The 17,864-nt window shown below is 33.7% G+C and carries 16 protein-coding genes; 10 read left to right on the plus strand and 6 right to left on the minus strand.

Annotated elements, in window-relative coordinates; genetic code table 11:
- The first annotated feature begins 470 nt into the window (after nt 1–470).
- A complete protein-coding gene (locus FA045_RS08505; RefSeq protein WP_136876494.1) occupies nt 471–1,061 on the plus strand; it encodes a DUF502 domain-containing protein in 591 nt (196 codons plus the stop codon).
- Nucleotides 1,062–1,064: 3 nt separating this feature from the next.
- Here the strand turns inward: FA045_RS08505 and FA045_RS08510 are convergent, their stop codons facing one another.
- From FA045_RS08510 to FA045_RS08520, 3 genes are all read right to left on the minus strand, one after another.
- Nucleotides 1,065–1,559: a hypothetical protein gene (locus FA045_RS08510; protein ID WP_136876496.1), complete on the minus strand. Its 495-nt coding sequence runs from the start codon at nt 1,557–1,559 to the stop codon at nt 1,065–1,067.
- A gap of 137 nt (nt 1,560–1,696) precedes the next feature.
- A complete protein-coding gene (locus tag FA045_RS08515; RefSeq protein WP_136876498.1) occupies nt 1,697–2,404 on the minus strand; it encodes an LOG family protein in 708 nt (235 codons plus the stop codon).
- Between the two features lie 115 nt (nt 2,405–2,519).
- Nucleotides 2,520–4,028, minus strand: a complete 1,509-nt coding sequence (locus FA045_RS08520; protein ID WP_136876500.1) for a sodium:solute symporter — start codon at nt 4,026–4,028, stop codon at nt 2,520–2,522.
- A 269-nt stretch (nt 4,029–4,297) separates the two neighbouring features.
- On the opposite strand from FA045_RS08520, the gene recR reads away from it, so the two are divergent.
- The 4 genes from recR to FA045_RS08540 are packed head-to-tail and all read left to right on the plus strand — an operon-like array spanning nt 4,298 to nt 7,397.
- On the plus strand, nt 4,298–4,915 hold the full coding sequence (gene recR, locus FA045_RS08525; RefSeq protein ID WP_136876502.1) for a recombination mediator RecR: 618 nt from the start codon (nt 4,298–4,300) through the stop codon (nt 4,913–4,915).
- Nucleotides 4,916–4,921: 6 nt separating this feature from the next.
- A complete protein-coding gene (locus FA045_RS08530; protein WP_136876504.1) occupies nt 4,922–5,695 on the plus strand; it encodes a PI-PLC domain-containing protein in 774 nt (257 codons plus the stop codon).
- Nucleotides 5,685–6,500: an SDR family oxidoreductase gene (locus tag FA045_RS08535; protein ID WP_136876506.1), complete on the plus strand. Its 816-nt coding sequence runs from the start codon at nt 5,685–5,687 to the stop codon at nt 6,498–6,500. The genes FA045_RS08530 and FA045_RS08535 overlap by 11 nt, the downstream gene beginning before the upstream one ends.
- On the plus strand, nt 6,501–7,397 hold the full coding sequence (locus tag FA045_RS08540) for an alpha/beta hydrolase (protein WP_136876508.1): 897 nt from the start codon (nt 6,501–6,503) through the stop codon (nt 7,395–7,397).
- Between the two features lie 180 nt (nt 7,398–7,577).
- On the opposite strand, the gene FA045_RS08545 is transcribed toward FA045_RS08540, so the two are convergent.
- On the minus strand, nt 7,578–8,144 hold the full coding sequence (locus FA045_RS08545; protein ID WP_136876510.1) for a DUF4377 domain-containing protein: 567 nt from the start codon (nt 8,142–8,144) through the stop codon (nt 7,578–7,580).
- Nucleotides 8,145–8,488: 344 nt separating this feature from the next.
- Here FA045_RS08545 and FA045_RS08550 point away from each other — a divergent pair, with 344 nt between their 5' ends.
- The 5 genes from FA045_RS08550 (at nt 8,489) to trpA (ending at nt 15,801) form a co-directional block, all read left to right on the plus strand.
- Entirely contained in the window at nt 8,489–11,731 is a 3,243-nt protein-coding gene (locus tag FA045_RS08550; RefSeq protein WP_136876512.1) for a S41 family peptidase, read from the plus strand.
- 249 nt (nt 11,732–11,980) lie between these two features.
- A complete protein-coding gene (gene trpD / locus FA045_RS08555; RefSeq protein ID WP_136876514.1) occupies nt 11,981–12,970 on the plus strand; it encodes an anthranilate phosphoribosyltransferase in 990 nt (329 codons plus the stop codon).
- A gap of 89 nt (nt 12,971–13,059) precedes the next feature.
- On the plus strand, nt 13,060–13,686 hold the full coding sequence (locus FA045_RS08560; protein ID WP_136876516.1) for a phosphoribosylanthranilate isomerase: 627 nt from the start codon (nt 13,060–13,062) through the stop codon (nt 13,684–13,686).
- Between the two features lie 78 nt (nt 13,687–13,764).
- Nucleotides 13,765–14,946, plus strand: a complete 1,182-nt coding sequence (gene trpB, locus FA045_RS08565; RefSeq protein ID WP_205943127.1) for a tryptophan synthase subunit beta — start codon at nt 13,765–13,767, stop codon at nt 14,944–14,946.
- A gap of 84 nt (nt 14,947–15,030) precedes the next feature.
- Nucleotides 15,031–15,801 carry a tryptophan synthase subunit alpha gene (gene trpA / locus FA045_RS08570; RefSeq protein WP_136876518.1) on the plus strand — a complete coding sequence of 257 codons (771 nt, stop codon included), beginning with the start codon at nt 15,031–15,033 and terminating at the stop codon, nt 15,799–15,801.
- A gap of 69 nt (nt 15,802–15,870) precedes the next feature.
- Here trpA and map read toward each other — a convergent pair whose 3' ends face one another.
- A complete protein-coding gene (gene map / locus FA045_RS08575) occupies nt 15,871–16,635 on the minus strand; it encodes a type I methionyl aminopeptidase (RefSeq protein ID WP_136876520.1) in 765 nt (254 codons plus the stop codon).
- 10 nt (nt 16,636–16,645) lie between these two features.
- A complete protein-coding gene (nhaA, locus tag FA045_RS08580) occupies nt 16,646–17,842 on the minus strand; it encodes a Na+/H+ antiporter NhaA (protein ID WP_136876940.1) in 1,197 nt (398 codons plus the stop codon).
- Nucleotides 17,843–17,864 lie beyond the last annotated feature (22 nt).

The following is a 17,864-nucleotide window of genomic DNA, read 5'->3' on the forward strand; positions in this document are numbered from 1 at the left end:
AAAAATTAAGGTTAATCCCGCTAATCGCTGTATCTTTTGTTTAACGTTGCTGGTTTTTCACCGTGTTCTGCAGCCAAAAGTATGTCGCTCATATCGGGGCTAAAAACTTAGGCATGTGCTATTAAAACCCCTCATGTTAGCAAAGCCCATGTTTATTAAGCATATAATGGAAATGGAAAGCCCGGGGCCAATTTTTTTTATTAGGCGAGGACTTGCCTGCCTTCATTAGGTACTCGAAGGAAAAATTTATTTTTTGTTTTTGACCATTGAAAGGTCTTCGACTACCTGCCTACCGCAGGCAGGCGCTCAGACTGACAGCGTTTGTACTTAACTTAATGATTGTGCCTGCGGTAGGCAGGGAATGAACAGCAGGACTAAACTTTCCTAAATGAACCAAATTTGCCTTTTTTAAAAAAAAATGAGCAACCAATTGTGTTTAGTTTACAGTATAATTTACCTAATTTTGCGGCATGAATAGGATAGGAAGAGCGCTTTTAAATTACCTAATAAAAGGACTGTTAATTGTAGTGCCAATTGCCCTAAGCATATTTATTGTTGTTTGGGCGGTTACAACTGTAGATAGTTGGTTAAACATCAATAATATTTTTGGTGTGAACCCTTTAACTGGCGAAAATAGAAATATACCAGGTTTAGGTTTAGGATTGGTGTTATTTATAATTTTAGTTGCTGGTGTGGTGGTAACCAACTTTGTAACCGAACCAATGTACAATTGGTTTCAGCGTACCATGAACAGACTTCCATTGCTTAATTTTATCTTTTCTTCTATTAAAGATTTAACGGAAGCTTTTGTAGGCGATGAAAAGAAATTTAACAACCCTGTTTTGGTTGAGGCAGAAAGCGGTATCAAACGAATTGGTTTTTTAACACAAAACGATTTATCAAAACTTGATTTACCAGGCGATGCAATTGTTTATTTCCCATTTTCTTATTCGTTTGCTGGGCAAGTTTACGTAGTGAGTAAAGAAAAAATTACGCCTTTAAAAATGAGTGCTTCTGAAGCTATGAAACTAGTAGTTAGTGGCGGTGTAAGCCATTTTTAAGTATTAACAGCTCCTCATAATAATTGGGAAAAATATAACCATTATAATAATTGCCATTAATACTTTGGTAAAATATTCTCTCACATAAAATCCTGCAAAAAGCATTAATTCATCATCGGTATTTGCCATTACCGTACCTTGTGATGTTGATGAATCATAATTGATTTGTTTGTCGGAAAAGTTTGTAACGGTCCATTTAGAATGCCAAATGTTTACAAAATCGCAAGTAAATTGCTCTCCAGATTTTAGTAAAATTATTCCTTTGGTTTTCCAAGTATCATAGGTAATAGTACCAATAATTTCACTTTTATCATTGTAAATTTGAGTGGTGGGATTTAAAAATCCATCGTTTCTAAATAAATAGGAGGTTTGTTTAGCCATCACTTTCGCTTCATTTCTCCAAGTATCAAAAAACATGGTGCTTTGTATTTGCCCAGCTTCAAAAATTTGATAGTTACTATCAAAAATGCCTTTATTCCAAGTGTAAAATTTTTCCATTTTGTTAATGATTGTAACTTATAGATAAAAAAAGCAACGTTTAGTTACAAAAATCAATGTCAAAAAAATAGCCAACTAAAAAGTTGGCTATTAAAATTTGATATAGATTTCTCCTATCGTCGAAATGACGATTTTTATTAAAAATTAGGCTTTAATACGTATTTATCATAAAATCTAAAAATGTGTTCGGCTGCTTCTTCGGCAGTATCAACTAATCTAAATAAGTTTAAATCTTCGGCATGTATGTTATGTTCTTTTTCTAACATGGTCGATGTGATCCAGTCTACCAATCCACCCCAATAAGCTTTACCAACTAAAACTATTGGGAAACGAGCAATTTTTCCAGTTTGAATTAAGGTGATTGCTTCGAACAATTCATCCATGGTTCCCATCCCGCCAGGTAAAACTACAAAGCCTTGCGAGTATTTCATAAACATTACTTTTCTGATGAAAAAGTAATCAAATTCTAGCAGTTTGTTATGATCGATGTATTTGTTGTGGAACTGCTCGAAAGGTAAATCGATGTTTAAACCTACAGATTTACCACCATTCATGTGAGCACCTTTGTTACCAGCTTCCATAATACCTGGGCCACCGCCCGTAATTACGCCATAGCCTCTGTCAGTTAATAATCTGCCGCATTCTACAGCAATTTCATAATACGGATTAGTTTCTGCTGTACGAGCAGAACCAAAAATACTTACACAAGGGCCAATTTTAGCCAACTTCTCAAATCCATCTACAAATTCTGCCATAATTTTAAAAATCTGCCAGCTATCTGTAACTTTTATTTCTTGCCAATCTTTATTTGCAAAAGCACTTCTTATCTTTTCTTCACTTGTCATTTTCTTAAAATATTTTAATCATTAGTTCATTGGTTTCATTGGTTCATTAGGCTGATGATAAACATCAAATACAAATGAACTAATTAACTAATGAACAATTGAACTAATGAACCATTTAAAATTTAGTTTGTTGATCTGTTTTTTTACTGATCAGTAATAAGCCTACAAAGGTAATTAATCCATTAACTAAAATTAGCTCTACACTAAAAACATAACCACCTAATAACTCTTTAGAATAGGTTGCCAATAAGAAACACAAAAATGGTGCAATAATACAAATAGCGGGTACTAATTTATCGTGTAAACCACGGTTTCTCACAAATAATCCAAACGAATAAAGTCCTAATAATGGTCCGTATGTGTAAGAGGCAATTTGGAAAATTAAGGTAACTACTGATGAACTATTCAATGCGTTAATCACTAATATTACTAAAAACATCAAAACAGAGAAACCAATATGTACTAGGTGTCTTTTTTTTACGGCATCTGTTTTTTCTAAGTTTTCTTTTTTGCTCATGCCTAAAAAGTCAACACAAAAAGATGTGGTTAACGCGGTTAAAGCACTATCTGTAGTTGCAAATGTTGCAGCAGTTAAGCCTAACATAAAAACGATTGCTGGTATTGTAGTTAAGTGATTTAGGGCAATTTCTGGGAAAAGAAAATCTGTTCTAGGTTTGCCGGTAACTTGATCTAAAGGAATTTCGATGCCGTTTTTGGTAGCGAAAACATATAATAATGCACCAACACTTAAAAAGAAAATATTCAATACTACAAATATACCTGTAAAAGTAAACATGTTCTTTTTTGCTTCGCCAATGGTTTTCATGCTCAAGTTTTTTTGCATTAAATCTTGGTCTAAACCCGTCATGGCAATGGTTACAAAAATACCTCCTATAAACTGCTTGCTAAAATAGAACTTGTTGGTAACGAAATCATCTAAAAAGAAAATTTTAGAATAACTGCTATTTTTAATGGTTTCGAAAGCTTGAGGTATGCTTAAACTTAAACTATCACAAACAAAGTAGATGGTTAAAAATACCGATAACACCAAGAAAAATGTTTGTAAGGTATCGGTAATGATGATGGTTTTTAAGCCACCTTTAAAAGTGTATGACCAGATTAAACCTAATGATATTAACACTGTTGCCCAAAAAGGGATACCATAACTATCAAATATAAAGCGCTGTAAAACGATTACAACCAAGTATAATCTTGTTGCAGAACCTAAAGTACGGCTTAATAAGAAGATAGATGCTGCAGTTTTGTAACTGTAATGCCCTAATCTTTGCTCAATGTAGCTATAGATGGATGTTAAATTCATCCGATAGTATAAAGGTAAAAGTACAGTAGCAATAATGATAAAGCCTACAGCATTACCTAAAACAAATTGAAAATATTGAAACTGATTACCACTTGGTGCACCAACTTCTCCAGGTACCGAAATAAAAGTTACACCAGAAAGCGCTGTGCCTATCATACCAAAAGCTACTAAATACCATTTAGAGTTTTTATTGGCTAAAAAGAAAGTAGCATTGTCTGATGAATTTTTTGAGGTTGCAAAAGCAATAATAATTAAAACGGCAAAATAGCCAATTAGAAAACACAGTAGTATAGTTGGACTCATAATTTATATTTAGTTGTTAAATGTAAGAATTTACACTTTATTCTCTACAACGAATATGATTTTCTTTTATATCGAGCCGTAAATTTGGCTTTTTTTAATTTAGAGATAAAATAATCTCTATCTAGTTAAATGGCTACACACTTAATTAAAATACAGAAAGCTAATTTTTAATGTTTGTTTTAAACTTAGAGATTAGCTGCTTATTCATTAAACTGCGTTTAGCCTAACTTATATTTTTTAGATGCTATAAATAAACCTAAATTTGCAAAATGAATTTTTCTTCTCAACTGCTTGAAGATGCTGTAAACGAATTTTCTAAATTACCTGGAGTAGGGCAAAAAACTGCTTTACGTTTGGTATTGCATTTATTGAGTAAAGAACAAGAAGAAGTTTCGCATTTTGGCAATACTTTAATAAGGTTAAAAGAAGAAATTAAACACTGCAACATTTGCCATAATATTTCCGATCATCAAACTTGTAGCATTTGCACTTCGGTAAAGAGAGAAAAAGAAACCATTTGTGTGGTAGAAGATACTCGAGATGTGATGGCAATAGAAAATACCAATCAATTTTTTGGGGTTTACCATGTTTTAGGAGGTTTAATTTCTCCGATGGATGGAGTTGGGCCATCAGATTTATTTATAGATAGTTTAGTGCAACGTGTGGCAACAAGGCCCGTAAAAGAAATTATTTTAGCGCTAAGTGCAAACATGGAGGGTGATACTACACTTTTTTATCTACATAAAAGATTAAAAGATTTTCAAATTCCAATTACAACAATCGCAAGAGGTATCGCCTTTGGCGGAGAATTAGAATATGCCGATGAAATTACTTTAGGTCGATCAATTATTACTCGAGTTCCGTATGAAGGTTCATTCATCAAATAATCGGCGATGAAGAAGTTAATCTGCCTTGCTTTATTTTTATTAATTGGTGTAGCTTGTTTTGCTCAAGTTAAAATTCATTCGCATAACGATTACCTACAGCAAGAGCCATTTTTTACGGCTTACCAAAATAAAATATTTGAAATTGAGGTAGATGTTTTTTTAGTAGGCGATTCGTTAATTGTTGCTCACAGCAGAAAAGAAATCGATCCAAAAAATACTTTAGGAAAAATTTACCTCGACCCCATTGCTCAACTTTTTAAACAAAATATTAAAAGAGTTAGCAACGATAAACAGTACACTTTTAGCTTAATGATTGATATCAAAGATGAGTGGGGAAAAGTTTATCCAGTATTAAAAAGAGAGATTGAAAAATATGGATCTATTTTTAAGAGGAGTAACCGCAAGTTAAATATCCAGCTTGTAATTAGTGGCAATAGACCAGAATTTACCAAATTTCATACTTATCCTAATTGGTTATTTTTTGATGGATTACCTAACATCAATTATCCTAAAGTTGATTTTAAAAAAGTAACAATGATTAGTGATAAATTTACTAATTATAGCAAATGGAATGAGGTAGGAGAAATTTCATCAGCTGATCAAAAGAAATTATTGGAGGCTGTAAAAAAGGCCAACTTAAAGAATAGATACTTTCGGTTTTGGGGCGCCCCAGATAACAAAGATTGCTGGCAACAACTCAGCAAGTTAGGTCTAGTAATCATCAACACCGACAAAATTGAAGAATGTAAAACTTACTTCGAAAATAAAAATGGATTATAAAAATAAGGTTGTCATCATTACTGGTGCATCATCTGGAATTGGTAAAGCATTGGGCGATGAATTAGCTAAACGCGGTGCGAATGTTGTTTTAGCTGCTCGCCAATATGTAACACTTTGTGAAATTACAGCTTCGCTGGAAGAAAAATATAAGGTAAAAGCACTTGCTGTACAATGTGATGTGAGTAAAGAAGAAGATTGCGAAATGTTGATCAAACAAACATTAATCACCTTTGGTAAAATTGATGTATTAATTAACAACGCTGGGCTTTCTATGCGTGCTTTATTTAATGATGTTGATTTGTCTGTACTTAAAAATTTAATGGATGTTAACTTTTGGGGAACTGTTTATTGTACAAAATATGCATTTCCTGAAATTTTAAAAACCAAAGGTAGTGTTGTTGGCGTATCTTCTATTGCAGGTTACAGAGGTTTGCCAGGTAGAACTGGTTATTCGTCATCAAAATTTGCAATGAATGGTTTTATGGAATCTTTAAGAACAGAAAATTTAAAAACAGGGGTGCATGTAATGGTGGCTTGTCCGGGTTTTACCACTTCCAATATCCGCGTTGCGGCATTGGCTAAAGATGGTTCATCCCACGGAGAAACAAGCATGGAAGAAGGTAAAATGATGTCGGCAGAGGAAGTTGCAGAAAGAATTAGTGATGGCATTTTAGCAAAAAAACGAACATTAATTATGACTGGGCAAGGAAAATTAGCCGTATGGATGAATAAATTGTTTCCGAAATTTACTGATAAAAAAGTTTTTGAACTGTTTGCGAAAGAGAAAAATCCCTTAATTAAATAAATGGAAAATGTAAAAGGTAAGAGTGAGTTGTTTTCCTATCTCACAACTCATATCTCCAATCTCAAAATGCTCATTATGTTGTTAGCCTTTATTGGTCAGGTTTTTACTGCTTCTGCACAAATTCGAGTTCATAAGAATATAAATTACACAGCTAATGCTAATGAAGCCTATTCATTAAATATTTATCACCAAAAAGATAATTTACAAAATCAAGATGTAATTGTATTTATACATGGCGGCTCTTGGAGCAGCGGCAAAAAAGAAACTTACTGGTGGTTGGGGCGTAATTTGGCTAAAAACAATGTTGTAACTGCAATCATAAATTATCCTTTGGCACCAAATGCTACTTATAAAGAAATGGCTCAGGCAAGTGCTCAGGCTGTAAAATGGGTGCAAGATAGTATTGCAACGTATGGTGGCAATCCACAAAGAATTTTTTTAATGGGACATTCTGCAGGTGGTCATTTAGCAGAGCTGATTAACGCAGACCCTCAATATTTTAAAACACTTGGTATTAACAATCCAATAAAAGGTATTATATTAAATGATGCTTTTGGCTTAGATATGGAAGAATATTTAAGTAAAGCAGAAAAAGATAGCTATTATGATGATTTTGTTAGAACATTTTCATCTGATAAAAAAACTTGGCAAATGGGTTCTCCATTATTTTATGTTAATCAAATCAACAATCCTCATTTAATTTTATATGGAAGTAAAACCTATCCAGCAATTCAAATTCAATCAGAAAGGATCTATAAAACGTTAAAAGAAAAAAAAATACCAGTCACTATGCATTTAATAGCAGGTAAAAAACACGTTCCTATGATTGCTCAAATGATTTGGGGTAACAATAAGCTTTATAATTATATCTCAAACTTTTTAAAAGAGACGAAATAGTTATAAAATGATTAAAAAACAAAACCCTCACTAAAAGGTAAGGGTTTTGTTAAACATGGGTAGATGTTATTTGAATTTTATCACTATCCAATATATAAAAATACTTTATCGTATTGAGTAATGTAATTCATGAAAAGAACATCACCTAAACAAATTTGTTTTTGCTTTTTAAAAATAATTTTAATCTGTAGTTAATTCGATCAATTTTATTGATCCATTGCTGTTTAAGGTAAATTTACCTCTAATTTTTACAGCATTAGACTGTAGTAGATTGTTAAAATCGGTGCATAAATTACTACAATCTATATCAACCTGTTCTAATATATTATAACCTGCACTTAAGCTCCCTTTAACAAAAATTGTATCATTTAATTTTAAATCTAACGTGAAATTATCATTTGAGCTAACTTTAGTTTTAGTTAAAATTTGTTTAAGTTGATAGCCTTTTTGGCTGCCATCTGCAGGTGGATTTAATATTTCTACTTCTGTAACAAGTAAATCATAAATATACCCTGGTTGATATTCAAAGCCAACAATATCTCCGTAAAGTGGTGTCCAATTCTGGGTGCCTATTTGTGTTTCTTTTTGAATAGATAACGTCATGATTGGGCCAACAGCTACAGCAGTTTGTTTAAATTGATTTACTCTTAATTTAATAGGTTGTTCTGTTTTTTCGCATGAGGTAAAAAAAGCGAGAAGTGCTAATGTTGCAAATAAGATTTTAGTAGTTTTTAAAAATTTAATCATTTTGAGATTGTTAAAGGGTTGATTGAAAACAAATATAAATTTTAATTTTAGAATAACTATTTCTATAGTTTTTGGATTTATTCTTTTTATTATTGCTGTTTTGTCAAATTATAATTAATTAATAGTTAATTTTTTTTAAATGTAAATAATTATAACATTTTAAGATAAGTTTCAGCATAAATCTATTGATACATTATAATTTGAAAACTTTTGAGATAACGATATGAAGCAGTAATACGCTACAAGATTAAATTTTAAAAATATAATATCACTTAAATGTTACTAAAATTGCGTTTAAGGTAAATCTATTTGCTATACATTAGTTCATCTAAAATTTAATTAAAATGAACAAAATTTTTACGCTCGTATTATGTTTTTGTACCCTGTTTGCTGGCGCACAAGATAAACCTCAATGGATGCGTTATCCTTCAATTTCACCCGATGGTACTGCCATTGTATTTACCTATAAAGGTGATTTATATACTGTACAAAGTAACGGTGGTACAGCAAAACAGATTACTTTTCATGATGCTCATGATTTTATGCCAGTATGGAGTAAAGATGGAAAGCAAATAGCCTTTGCCTCTAATCGATTGGGCAATTTTGATATTTTTTTAATGAATGCAAATGGTGGTGCCGCAAAAAGATTAACCTACCATTCTACCGATGAATTTCCTTATAGTTTTGCAGCTGATAATAAATCGATCATATTTGGCGGTGTTAGACAAGATGATGCCATTCACCGTCAATTCCCGACAGGTTCACAGCCAGAACTTTATAGCGTAGCTACAGAAGGAAGTCGCGTAAATCAGGTTTTTACAATCCCTGCAGAATATGTACAGCTTAGTAATGATGGTAATAAGATGATTTATCATGATAAAAAAGGTGGAGAAAACGAGTGGAGAAAACATCATAAATCTGCAGTTGCAAGAGCAATTTGGCTTTATGATAAAAAAACGGATAAACATCAACAAATAAGTAGTTTCTATGGCGAAAATAGAAATCCCGTATTTGCAGACCAGGATAAAAGTATTTTTTATTTAAGTGAACAAAGTGGAAACTTTAACATTCACAAAATGCCATTATCCGCTAATGCGAAGAGTGAACAAATTACTAATTTTAAAACTTTTCCAGTTCGATTTTTGAGTTCAGCAAAAAATGGTGTTTTATGTTTTGGTTATGATGGAGAAATTTATACACTTCAAGCTAATCAACAACCAAAAAAAGTAGATATCGTTATCAATACACAAGATAAAAACAACAACGAAAGTGTAATAGCCATTAATGGTGGAGTAAGAGAAATGGCTGTATCGCCTGATGGCAAAGAAGTTGCATTTATTGCAAGAGGTGAAGTGTTTGTAGCTTCTGCCGATGGTAAAATGACCAAGCGTATTACAAATACATCAGAACAGGAAAGATTTGTAGAGTTTGCGCCAGATGGAAAGTCTATTGTTTATGCAAGTGAACGAGATGGGAAATGGCGCATTTACGAAGTGAAAAAGGCTCGTAAAGAAGAAGCCTATTTCTTTGCATCAACTTTGTTAGATGAAAAACCTTTGGTGAGCAACAGCAAAGATAATTATATGCCAAATATTTCACCAGATGGTAAAAAGATAGCTTTTATAGAAGATAGAAGATCTTTGCGAGTGATGGATTTAGCAAGTAAGCAAACTGTAACGCTATTATCACCAGATGAATTGTTTTACATGCAAGATGGCGACCAATATTTTACCTGGAGTCCAGATAGCAAATGGCTGCTAGCAACGTACCGCCCCACAATGTCTAATGGCGAAGTTGTTTTATTAGATTCAAAAGGAAAATTGCCTATGCGTAACCTAACAAAAAGCGGTTTTGGCGATGGCAATGCTAAATGGGTAAATGGCGGTAAACAAATGTTATGGTTTAGCAACAGAGATGGAATGAAATCTCAGGCCAATTCAGGTTCTTCGCAACGTGATGTTTACGGAATGTTTTTTACCAAAGATGCTTGGGATAGATTTAACTTGGATAAAGATGATTTCTCATTGTTAAAAGACATGGAGATTGCTCAAAAGAAAGCTAAAGATGAGGCCGATAAAAAAGTAGAAAAAGAAACGGGTAAAAAACCTGCTAAACCAGATTCTACAATAACTTTTGATTGGGATGGAATAGAAATGAGAAAAGCTAGATTAACTATACATTCTTCGTCGCTAAGCGATGCTGTAATTTCAAAGGATGGCGAAAAGCTTTATTATTTAGCAAGTTTCGAAAAGGGAACAAACTTATGGAGTACAAATTTGAGAACCAAGGAAACTAAAATGGAAATTGCCCTTGATGGATCTAGTGGTAGTTTAACTTGGGACAAAGCTCAAAAAAACTTGTATTTATTAAGTGGCGGAAGAATTGCTAAGATTAACACCGAAAATAATAAAAGAGAACCCATTACCATCGAAGGCGAAGTGATGGTAAATACAGAAGCTGAAAGGGAATATATGTTTGAGCATGTTTGGCTAAGAAATAAAGGGATGTTTTACACAGCTGATATGCATGGAGCAGATTGGGAAGCATTAAAACCTGCCTACAAAAAATATTTGCCTCACATTGGCAATAGCTATGAATTTGCTGAAATGCTTTCAGAGCTGTTGGGTGAGCTAAACGTTTCTCACTCTGGTGCAAGGTTTTCGAGTAACTCGCCTAGTGATGATGCTACGGCTTCTTTAGGGGTATTAATTGATCATAAACATAAAGGTGATGGTATATTGATTGATGAAATATTAGCAGGTGGTCCATTAGATAGAGCCGCAAATAAGGTGGCCAAAAAAGGAATGGTCATCGAAAAAATAGATGGTCAACTGATAGCCGCTGATCAAGATATTGCAAAATACTTGAATAGAAAAGCTGGGCAACTGACTTTGTTAGAAGTTTTAAATCCAAAAAACGGACAAAGAGAGCAGTTAACAATGAAGCCAATTAGTATAGGTTTAGAAAATCAGCTTTTGTACAGAAGATGGGTGAAAACAAACCAAGCAGAGGTTGATAGTTTAAGTAATGGCCAATTGGGATATGTACACATACCTGGAATGAGTGATGGACCTTATAGAAATGTTTATGAAGAAATGATGGGTAAATATGCCGATAAAAAGGCAGTAATTGTTGATACTCGCTTTAATGGTGGTGGTGATTTAGTTTCAGATTTAGCCATGTTTTTTACTGGTCAGAAGTTTTTAGATTACGCAACTGATAAACGCTCAGTAGGTGGTGAGCCGACTTTTAGGTGGACTAAGCCAACATTAGCCATGTTTAATGAGGCAAATTATAGCGATGGGCATTGTTTTTCTTGTGGTTATAAAGATTTAAAAATTGGTAAAACTGTTGGTATGCCCGTTCCTGGCACTTGTAGTTTTGCAGGATGGGAAACATTAATTGATGGTACAAGATGGGGATCGATACCAGTAAGTGCTAAAAATAAAGCAGGCGAATGGTTAGAAAACAACGAAACAAAGCCAGATATACAGGTTAAAAATATGCCCGGAATGATTGATAAAGGTAAAGATGAACAGCTTTTAGTGGCAATTAAAGAATTAATGACAGAAGTTAAACCTAAATAATTACAAAAAGTTTGCATTTAATCAAAAACAATCACATATTTGCCAACAGAATGAAACAAGTAAATGTAAATAGAAATTGGTGGTGGCATAACGCATTAGCGTGATGTAATCCTTTTTTGTACGTTTATTTTTTAAAAAAATATATAAAGGGTTGCTCGTAAAAAAGCAACCCTTTTTGTTTTAAAACCATGAACTAATCCTGATTTAAAGGGAGAGTTCCCATCAACCATAAAAACTATAAATTAATTGATGAAAAAAATACTTAATCATCTGTTCGAAAATAAAACCTTTAGTAAAGACGAAGCACAACGAATACTTACCTCTATTGCTTTAGGAGAGTTTAATACATCTCAAATTGCAGCATTTATTACTGCTTTTGGTATGAGAAATATTACAGTAGACGAATTGCAAGGCTTCCGCGATGCGATGTTAGATTTATGTCTTAAAATTGACTTATCTGAGTTTGAATTGGTTGATCTTTGTGGTACTGGTGGCGATGGAAAAGATACCTTTAACATCTCAACATTAGCATCATTTGTTGTAGCTGGTGCTGGTTATAAAGTTGCTAAACATGGCAATTATGGAGTGTCCTCTGGTTGTGGATCATCTAACGTGATGGAATATTTGGGCTATACTTTTACCAATGATGAAAATGCTTTAAAACGCAGCTTAGAACAAGCTGGTATTTGCTTTTTACATGCGCCATTATTTAATCCAGCTATGAAAACGGTGGCACCTATTAGAAAGGAATTAGGCGTAAAAACATTTTTTAATATGTTAGGGCCAATGGTTAATCCGGCACAGCCCAAAAACCAAATAGTTGGAGTGTTTAGTTTAGAATTAGCCCGGTTGTACGCTTATTTATACCAGCAAACTGATAAAAACTATACCATTATACATGCTGTTGATGGCTTTGATGAAGTATCAATGACATGCGATTTCAAAACTTTTAGTAAAAAAGGAGAGGCTTTAAATAAAATCAGCGATTTAGGGTTTGAAGAGATTACTGAAACAGAAATTCAAGGCGGTGATACAGTAGAATCATCGGCAAAAATATTTGTTGATATTTTAAATGGAGAAGGTACTGATGCACAAATAAATGTTGTTTTATGTAACGCTGCATTAGCTATTCAAACCATCAAAGACAATGCCCCATTTGCTGATTGTTATTACGAAGCAGAAGAAGCATTAATGCAGAAAAAAGCATTACAAAGTTTTAAAAAATTGATAGCTGTATAAAAAATGGGCGTCCTGCTGAACTCGTTTCAGCATCTGCTAAGCAGAACTGACCCTGAAATAAATTCAGGGTGACGCAAAGTTTAAATAAAATGGAAGTAAAAATTAAAGTATGTGGAATGAGGCAAGCGAGTAACATCGCTTCGGTAGCAGAGTTACACCCTGATTATTTAGGTTTTATTTTCTACCAAAAATCACCGCGTTTTATTACTGAGGTTTCTGCAGAGCTGATTAAATATGTGCCATCAACAATTAAAACAACTGGTGTTTTTGTAAATGAAGATTTACAAATCGTAAAACAATACATCATTAAATACAATTTAAAAGCAGTACAATTACATGGTAATGAAGATGCTAGTTATTGCGAAGAGCTCAAATCAGCTGGTGTAGAAATAATTAAAGCTTTTGGGGTTGATGAAAATTTCGACTTCAATAGATTATCAGTTTATTTAAACGTTGTTGATTATTTTTTGTTCGATACACAAACACCTGCACATGGTGGCTCGGGTAAAGTTTTTGATTGGAAATTATTGGAAAACTACACATTCGAAAAACCGTACTTTTTAAGTGGTGGAATTGATTTAGTACATACAGGTATTATTAAAGAAATTATCGATCCGCGTTTGTACGCGATAGATATAAACAGCAAATTCGAATTAGAACCTGGATTAAAAGACATTGAAAAGTTAAAAGAATTATTTAAAGAGATGAATACTTAATATTGTCATGCTGAGGCACGAAGCATCTCTTAAGAAAGATTCTTCGCTACGCTCTGAATGACAACACATGATAAAATTATGAGCTATTTTGTAAACGAAAAAGGTTATTACGGAGATTTTGGAGGAGCATACATTCCCGAAATGTTATATCCAAACGTAGAAGAATTAAGGCAGCAATACTTAGGTATTATTAACGAGCTTAGCTTCCAAGAAGAGTTTAAAGCTCTACTTAAAGATTATGTTGGTCGTCCATCGCCTTTGTATTTGGCTAAAAGATTGTCGCAAAAATATGGTGCAAACATCTTTCTTAAACGCGAAGATTTAAACCATACGGGAGCCCATAAAATTAACAATACCATTGGGCAGATTTTGTTAGCCGAAAAGTTAGGTAAAAAACGCATCATTGCCGAAACAGGTGCTGGTCAGCATGGTGTAGCAACAGCTACAGTTTGTGCCTTAAGAGGTTTAGAGTGTGTGGTTTACATGGGTGAAATTGATATTAAACGTCAAGCACCAAACGTTGCCCGAATGAAAATGCTAGGTGCCACAGTTGTACCAGCAACATCTGGTAGTAAAACTTTAAAGGATGCTACAAATGAGGCCATGAGAGATTGGATCAATAATCCGGTTGATACACATTACATTATTGGTTCTGTTGTTGGTCCACATCCTTATCCTGATATGGTATCTATTTTCCAATCGGTAATTTCTGAAGAAACTAAAAAACAATTGCTAGCGCAAACAGGTAAAGATGAGCCAGATTATGTGTTGGCTTGTGTAGGCGGTGGTAGCAATGCTGCGGGTATGTTTTATCATTTTATTAATGATGAAAATGTAAAACTTATAGCTGTTGAAGCTGCGGGTATGGGCGTTAGTTCTGGTTATTCTGCAGCTACAACTTATTTAGGTAAAGAAGGTGTTTTGCATGGTAGTAGAAGTATTTTAATGCAAACACCTGATGGGCAAGTGGTAGAGCCACATTCTGTATCTGCTGGTTTGGATTATCCTGGTATTGGTCCGCAACATGCACATTTGTTTAAAACTGGTCGCTGCGAATATGTTTCTATTACAGATGATGAATCGTTAAATGCAGGTTTGCTACTTACCCAATTAGAAGGAATTATCCCTGCTATAGAAAGCGCTCACGCAATTGCGCACTTAGAATATATGACTTTTAAGGGTGATGAAAATGTAGTAATTTGTTTATCCGGTAGGGGAGACAAAGACATGGAAACTTATATGAAACACTTTAAACTTTAGATTTGAGAAGTTAGATTTGAGATTTGAGACCTGTTAAGTTTCAAGCATCTCATATCTCACATCTCCTATCTCACATCTCAAGATATGAACCGTTTACAACAACTATTTCAACATAAAAAGAAAGATATTCTTTCGATATATTATACAGCTGGTTATCCAAATTTGCCAGATACACTGAAAATTGCTGAGGCATTAGAAAAATCAGGAGCAGATTTTTTGGAGATTGGTTTTCCATACTCAGATCCTGTTGCAGATGGACCAATTATCCAGGCAAGCAGTAAACAATCTTTAGATCAAGGAATGACCTTACAGGTTTTGTTTGATCAATTAAAAGATCTACGTAAAACAATTACTATCCCAATTTTATTAATGGGTTATGTTAATCCTGTTTTACAATATGGCGTAGATAATTTCTGTAAAGCTTGCAAGGAAGTAGGTGTTGATGGATGCATTATACCCGATTTACCGATGTATGAGTACGAAGAAATGTACCGTACGTGTTTTGAAGAAAATGGAATTAGCAATATATTTTTGGTAACACCTCAAACTTCAGAAGAACGTATCCGTAAAATAGACGGTTTAAGTAATGCATTTATTTACTTATTATCATCTGCGGCAACTACCGGAAAAAATTTAGATGTTTCTACTGCTGCTAGAATGTATTTTACTCGTATACAAGCAATGAATTTAAACAATCCATTAATGATTGGTTTCGGAATATCTGATAAGCAAACATTCGATTCTGCAAACGAATATGCAAGTGGGGCAATTATAGGGAGTGCTTTTGTGAAAGCTTTATCCGCCGAAGGCGAAATAGAAGAAAATATAAGTGCTTTTATGAAACAGTTTAGGTAATACTTGCTTATAACCACATAGATACATATTGGTAAACATGTTTCTATGTGGTAAATTCAAATTAGAATGCTAATTCCAAATTTCATTCATCTCTGTTAATATGATCGGTTTACCATCAGTAACTACAATCGTATGTTCGTGCTGAGCCATAAAACCACCTTTGTCACCAACCATTGTCCAGCCATCGGCTAAAGTTTCTGCATAAGTAGAATTTGTAGAGATAAATGTTTCAATAGCAACCACAGAATTTTTCTTAAATCTGGTTTGATTATAACGATCTCTATAATTTGCAATTTCGCTTGGCGCTTCGTGTAAGCTTCTACCAACTCCATGTCCGGTAAGGTTTTTAATTACCCGATAGCCATTTTTCTTGGCTTCAGTTTCAATTAAAAGCCCAATGTCTTGAATTTTAACACCACCCTTAATATTATGTATCGCTTTATGAAGGATTTGTCTCGAAGCATTAATTAATTTTTGATGTTGGTTGATATCCTTTCCAATTACAAAAGAACCGCCATTGTCAGACCAAAATCCATTTAGCTCAGCTGATACATCAATATTAATCAAATCGCCTTCTTTAAGTATATTTTTTACCGAAGGAATACCATGGCAAAACTCGTTGTTTACACTAATGCAAGTATAGCCTGGAAACTTATAAGTTAAAAATGGAGCAGACTTAGCACCAAAATCCGCTAATACTGCAGCGCCAAAATCATCTAATTGTTTGGTAGAAATACCTGCTTTTGCAAAATTTCTCATTTCTTTTAAAGTAACTGCAACCGCTTCACTGGCTTTTTGCATTCCTATCAATTCTTCTTCTTTGGTTATAGACATGGTTTGGTGTTTAAATTGGCTGTTGTAGTAATGTTTTTTTTACTTTGGGTTTTATCGATTTTAAAAATACAAATCCTATAACTCCAGCTATTATCGATGCGCAAAGAATAGCAAATTTTGCCTCTGTAATATGAAAAGCGTCACTAAATGATAACAAGGCAATAAAAATCGACATGGTAAATCCAATGCCCGCCAACATTCCAACACCCATAATGTGTTTCCAATTTGCGCCAGATGGTAGTTTGGCCAATTTAATTTTAACCGCAAACCACGAGAAAAATGTTACTCCGATTGTTTTTCCAACAAATAAACCAATGATAATACCATAACCCAATGGCGAATTTAAGCCTGCTAACATTCCTTTTTCGAAAGTGATATTGGTGTTTGCCAAAGCAAAAATTGGCATAATTAAAAAGTTAACAGGTACAGAAAGGAAATGTTCTAGTTTTTCTAACGGCGATTCTATAGCGGTATTGTTTGTGGGAATTGTAAACGCCAAAAGTACACCAGCAATTGTGGCGTGTATGCCAGAATGATGTACAAAATACCATAAGAAAACACCCGGTATCAAATAAAACCAAAGTGATGTTACTTTGAAATAGTTAAGTAAAAGCAAGAATGCAAAAATCGCTCCCGCGATAAATAAATACATCCAATGGATTTGATTGGTATAAAATATGGCGATAACTAAAATAGCTCCTAAATCATCTACTATAGCCAATGCTGCTAAAAATATTTTAAGCGAAGCGGGTACATTTTTACCCAACAGGGCGATGATTGCTAAAGCAAAGGCAATATCTGTAGCCATCGGGATACCCCAACCAGATGCTGTTGGTTCATTTTTATTAAAGAAAAAGTAAATTAAAGCAGGCACAATCATTCCGCCAATGGCAGCCAAAACGGGTAATGATGCCTTTTTTAGGTTCGAAAGTTCACCCTCTACTAACTCACGTTTAATTTCTAAACCCACTAATAAGAAAAATATAGCCATTAAGCCATCGTTAACCCACGCAGATGTAGTATAAGTTAAGTCAATTAAACCATTTGTAAAACCGAAAGGTGTGGCTAAGAAATTAGCAAATGCTGTTGACATTCCCGAATTGGCTATAACCAATGAAATAATTACGCAGATCAATAAAATAATTCCACCAACTTTACCCGAATGAAAGAACTTTCTAAAAACGCTTAGATTAATTTTTTTCGACATACCCAAAAGTAAGCTTTTCGGG

Source organism: Pedobacter cryotolerans (assembly GCF_005116475.1).
GTDB lineage: Bacteria > Bacteroidota > Bacteroidia > Sphingobacteriales > Sphingobacteriaceae > Pedobacter > Pedobacter cryotolerans.

Bases quoted from the DNA above. Each gene is read 5' to 3' on its own strand.
- FA045_RS08505 (WP_136876494.1), top strand. From the start codon at position 471: ATGAATAGGATAGGAAGAGCGCTTTTAAATTACCTAATAAAAGGACTG.
- FA045_RS08510 (WP_136876496.1), bottom strand. From the start codon at position 1,559: ATGGAAAAATTTTACACTTGGAATAAAGGCATTTTTGATAGTAACTAT.
- FA045_RS08515 (WP_136876498.1), bottom strand. From the start codon at position 2,404: ATGACAAGTGAAGAAAAGATAAGAAGTGCTTTTGCAAATAAAGATTGG.
- FA045_RS08520 (WP_136876500.1), bottom strand. From the start codon at position 4,028: ATGAGTCCAACTATACTACTGTGTTTTCTAATTGGCTATTTTGCCGTT.
- recR (WP_136876502.1), top strand. From the start codon at position 4,298: ATGAATTTTTCTTCTCAACTGCTTGAAGATGCTGTAAACGAATTTTCT.
- FA045_RS08530 (WP_136876504.1), top strand. From the start codon at position 4,922: ATGAAGAAGTTAATCTGCCTTGCTTTATTTTTATTAATTGGTGTAGCT.
- FA045_RS08535 (WP_136876506.1), top strand. From the start codon at position 5,685: ATGGATTATAAAAATAAGGTTGTCATCATTACTGGTGCATCATCTGGA.
- FA045_RS08540 (WP_136876508.1), top strand. From the start codon at position 6,501: ATGGAAAATGTAAAAGGTAAGAGTGAGTTGTTTTCCTATCTCACAACT.
- FA045_RS08545 (WP_136876510.1), bottom strand. From the start codon at position 8,144: ATGATTAAATTTTTAAAAACTACTAAAATCTTATTTGCAACATTAGCA.
- FA045_RS08550 (WP_136876512.1), top strand. From the start codon at position 8,489: ATGAACAAAATTTTTACGCTCGTATTATGTTTTTGTACCCTGTTTGCT.
- trpD (WP_136876514.1), top strand. From the start codon at position 11,981: ATGAAAAAAATACTTAATCATCTGTTCGAAAATAAAACCTTTAGTAAA.
- FA045_RS08560 (WP_136876516.1), top strand. From the start codon at position 13,060: ATGGAAGTAAAAATTAAAGTATGTGGAATGAGGCAAGCGAGTAACATC.
- trpB (WP_205943127.1), top strand. From the start codon at position 13,765: ATGAGCTATTTTGTAAACGAAAAAGGTTATTACGGAGATTTTGGAGGA.
- trpA (WP_136876518.1), top strand. From the start codon at position 15,031: ATGAACCGTTTACAACAACTATTTCAACATAAAAAGAAAGATATTCTT.
- map (WP_136876520.1), bottom strand. From the start codon at position 16,635: ATGTCTATAACCAAAGAAGAAGAATTGATAGGAATGCAAAAAGCCAGT.
- nhaA (WP_136876940.1), bottom strand. From the start codon at position 17,842: ATGTCGAAAAAAATTAATCTAAGCGTTTTTAGAAAGTTCTTTCATTCG.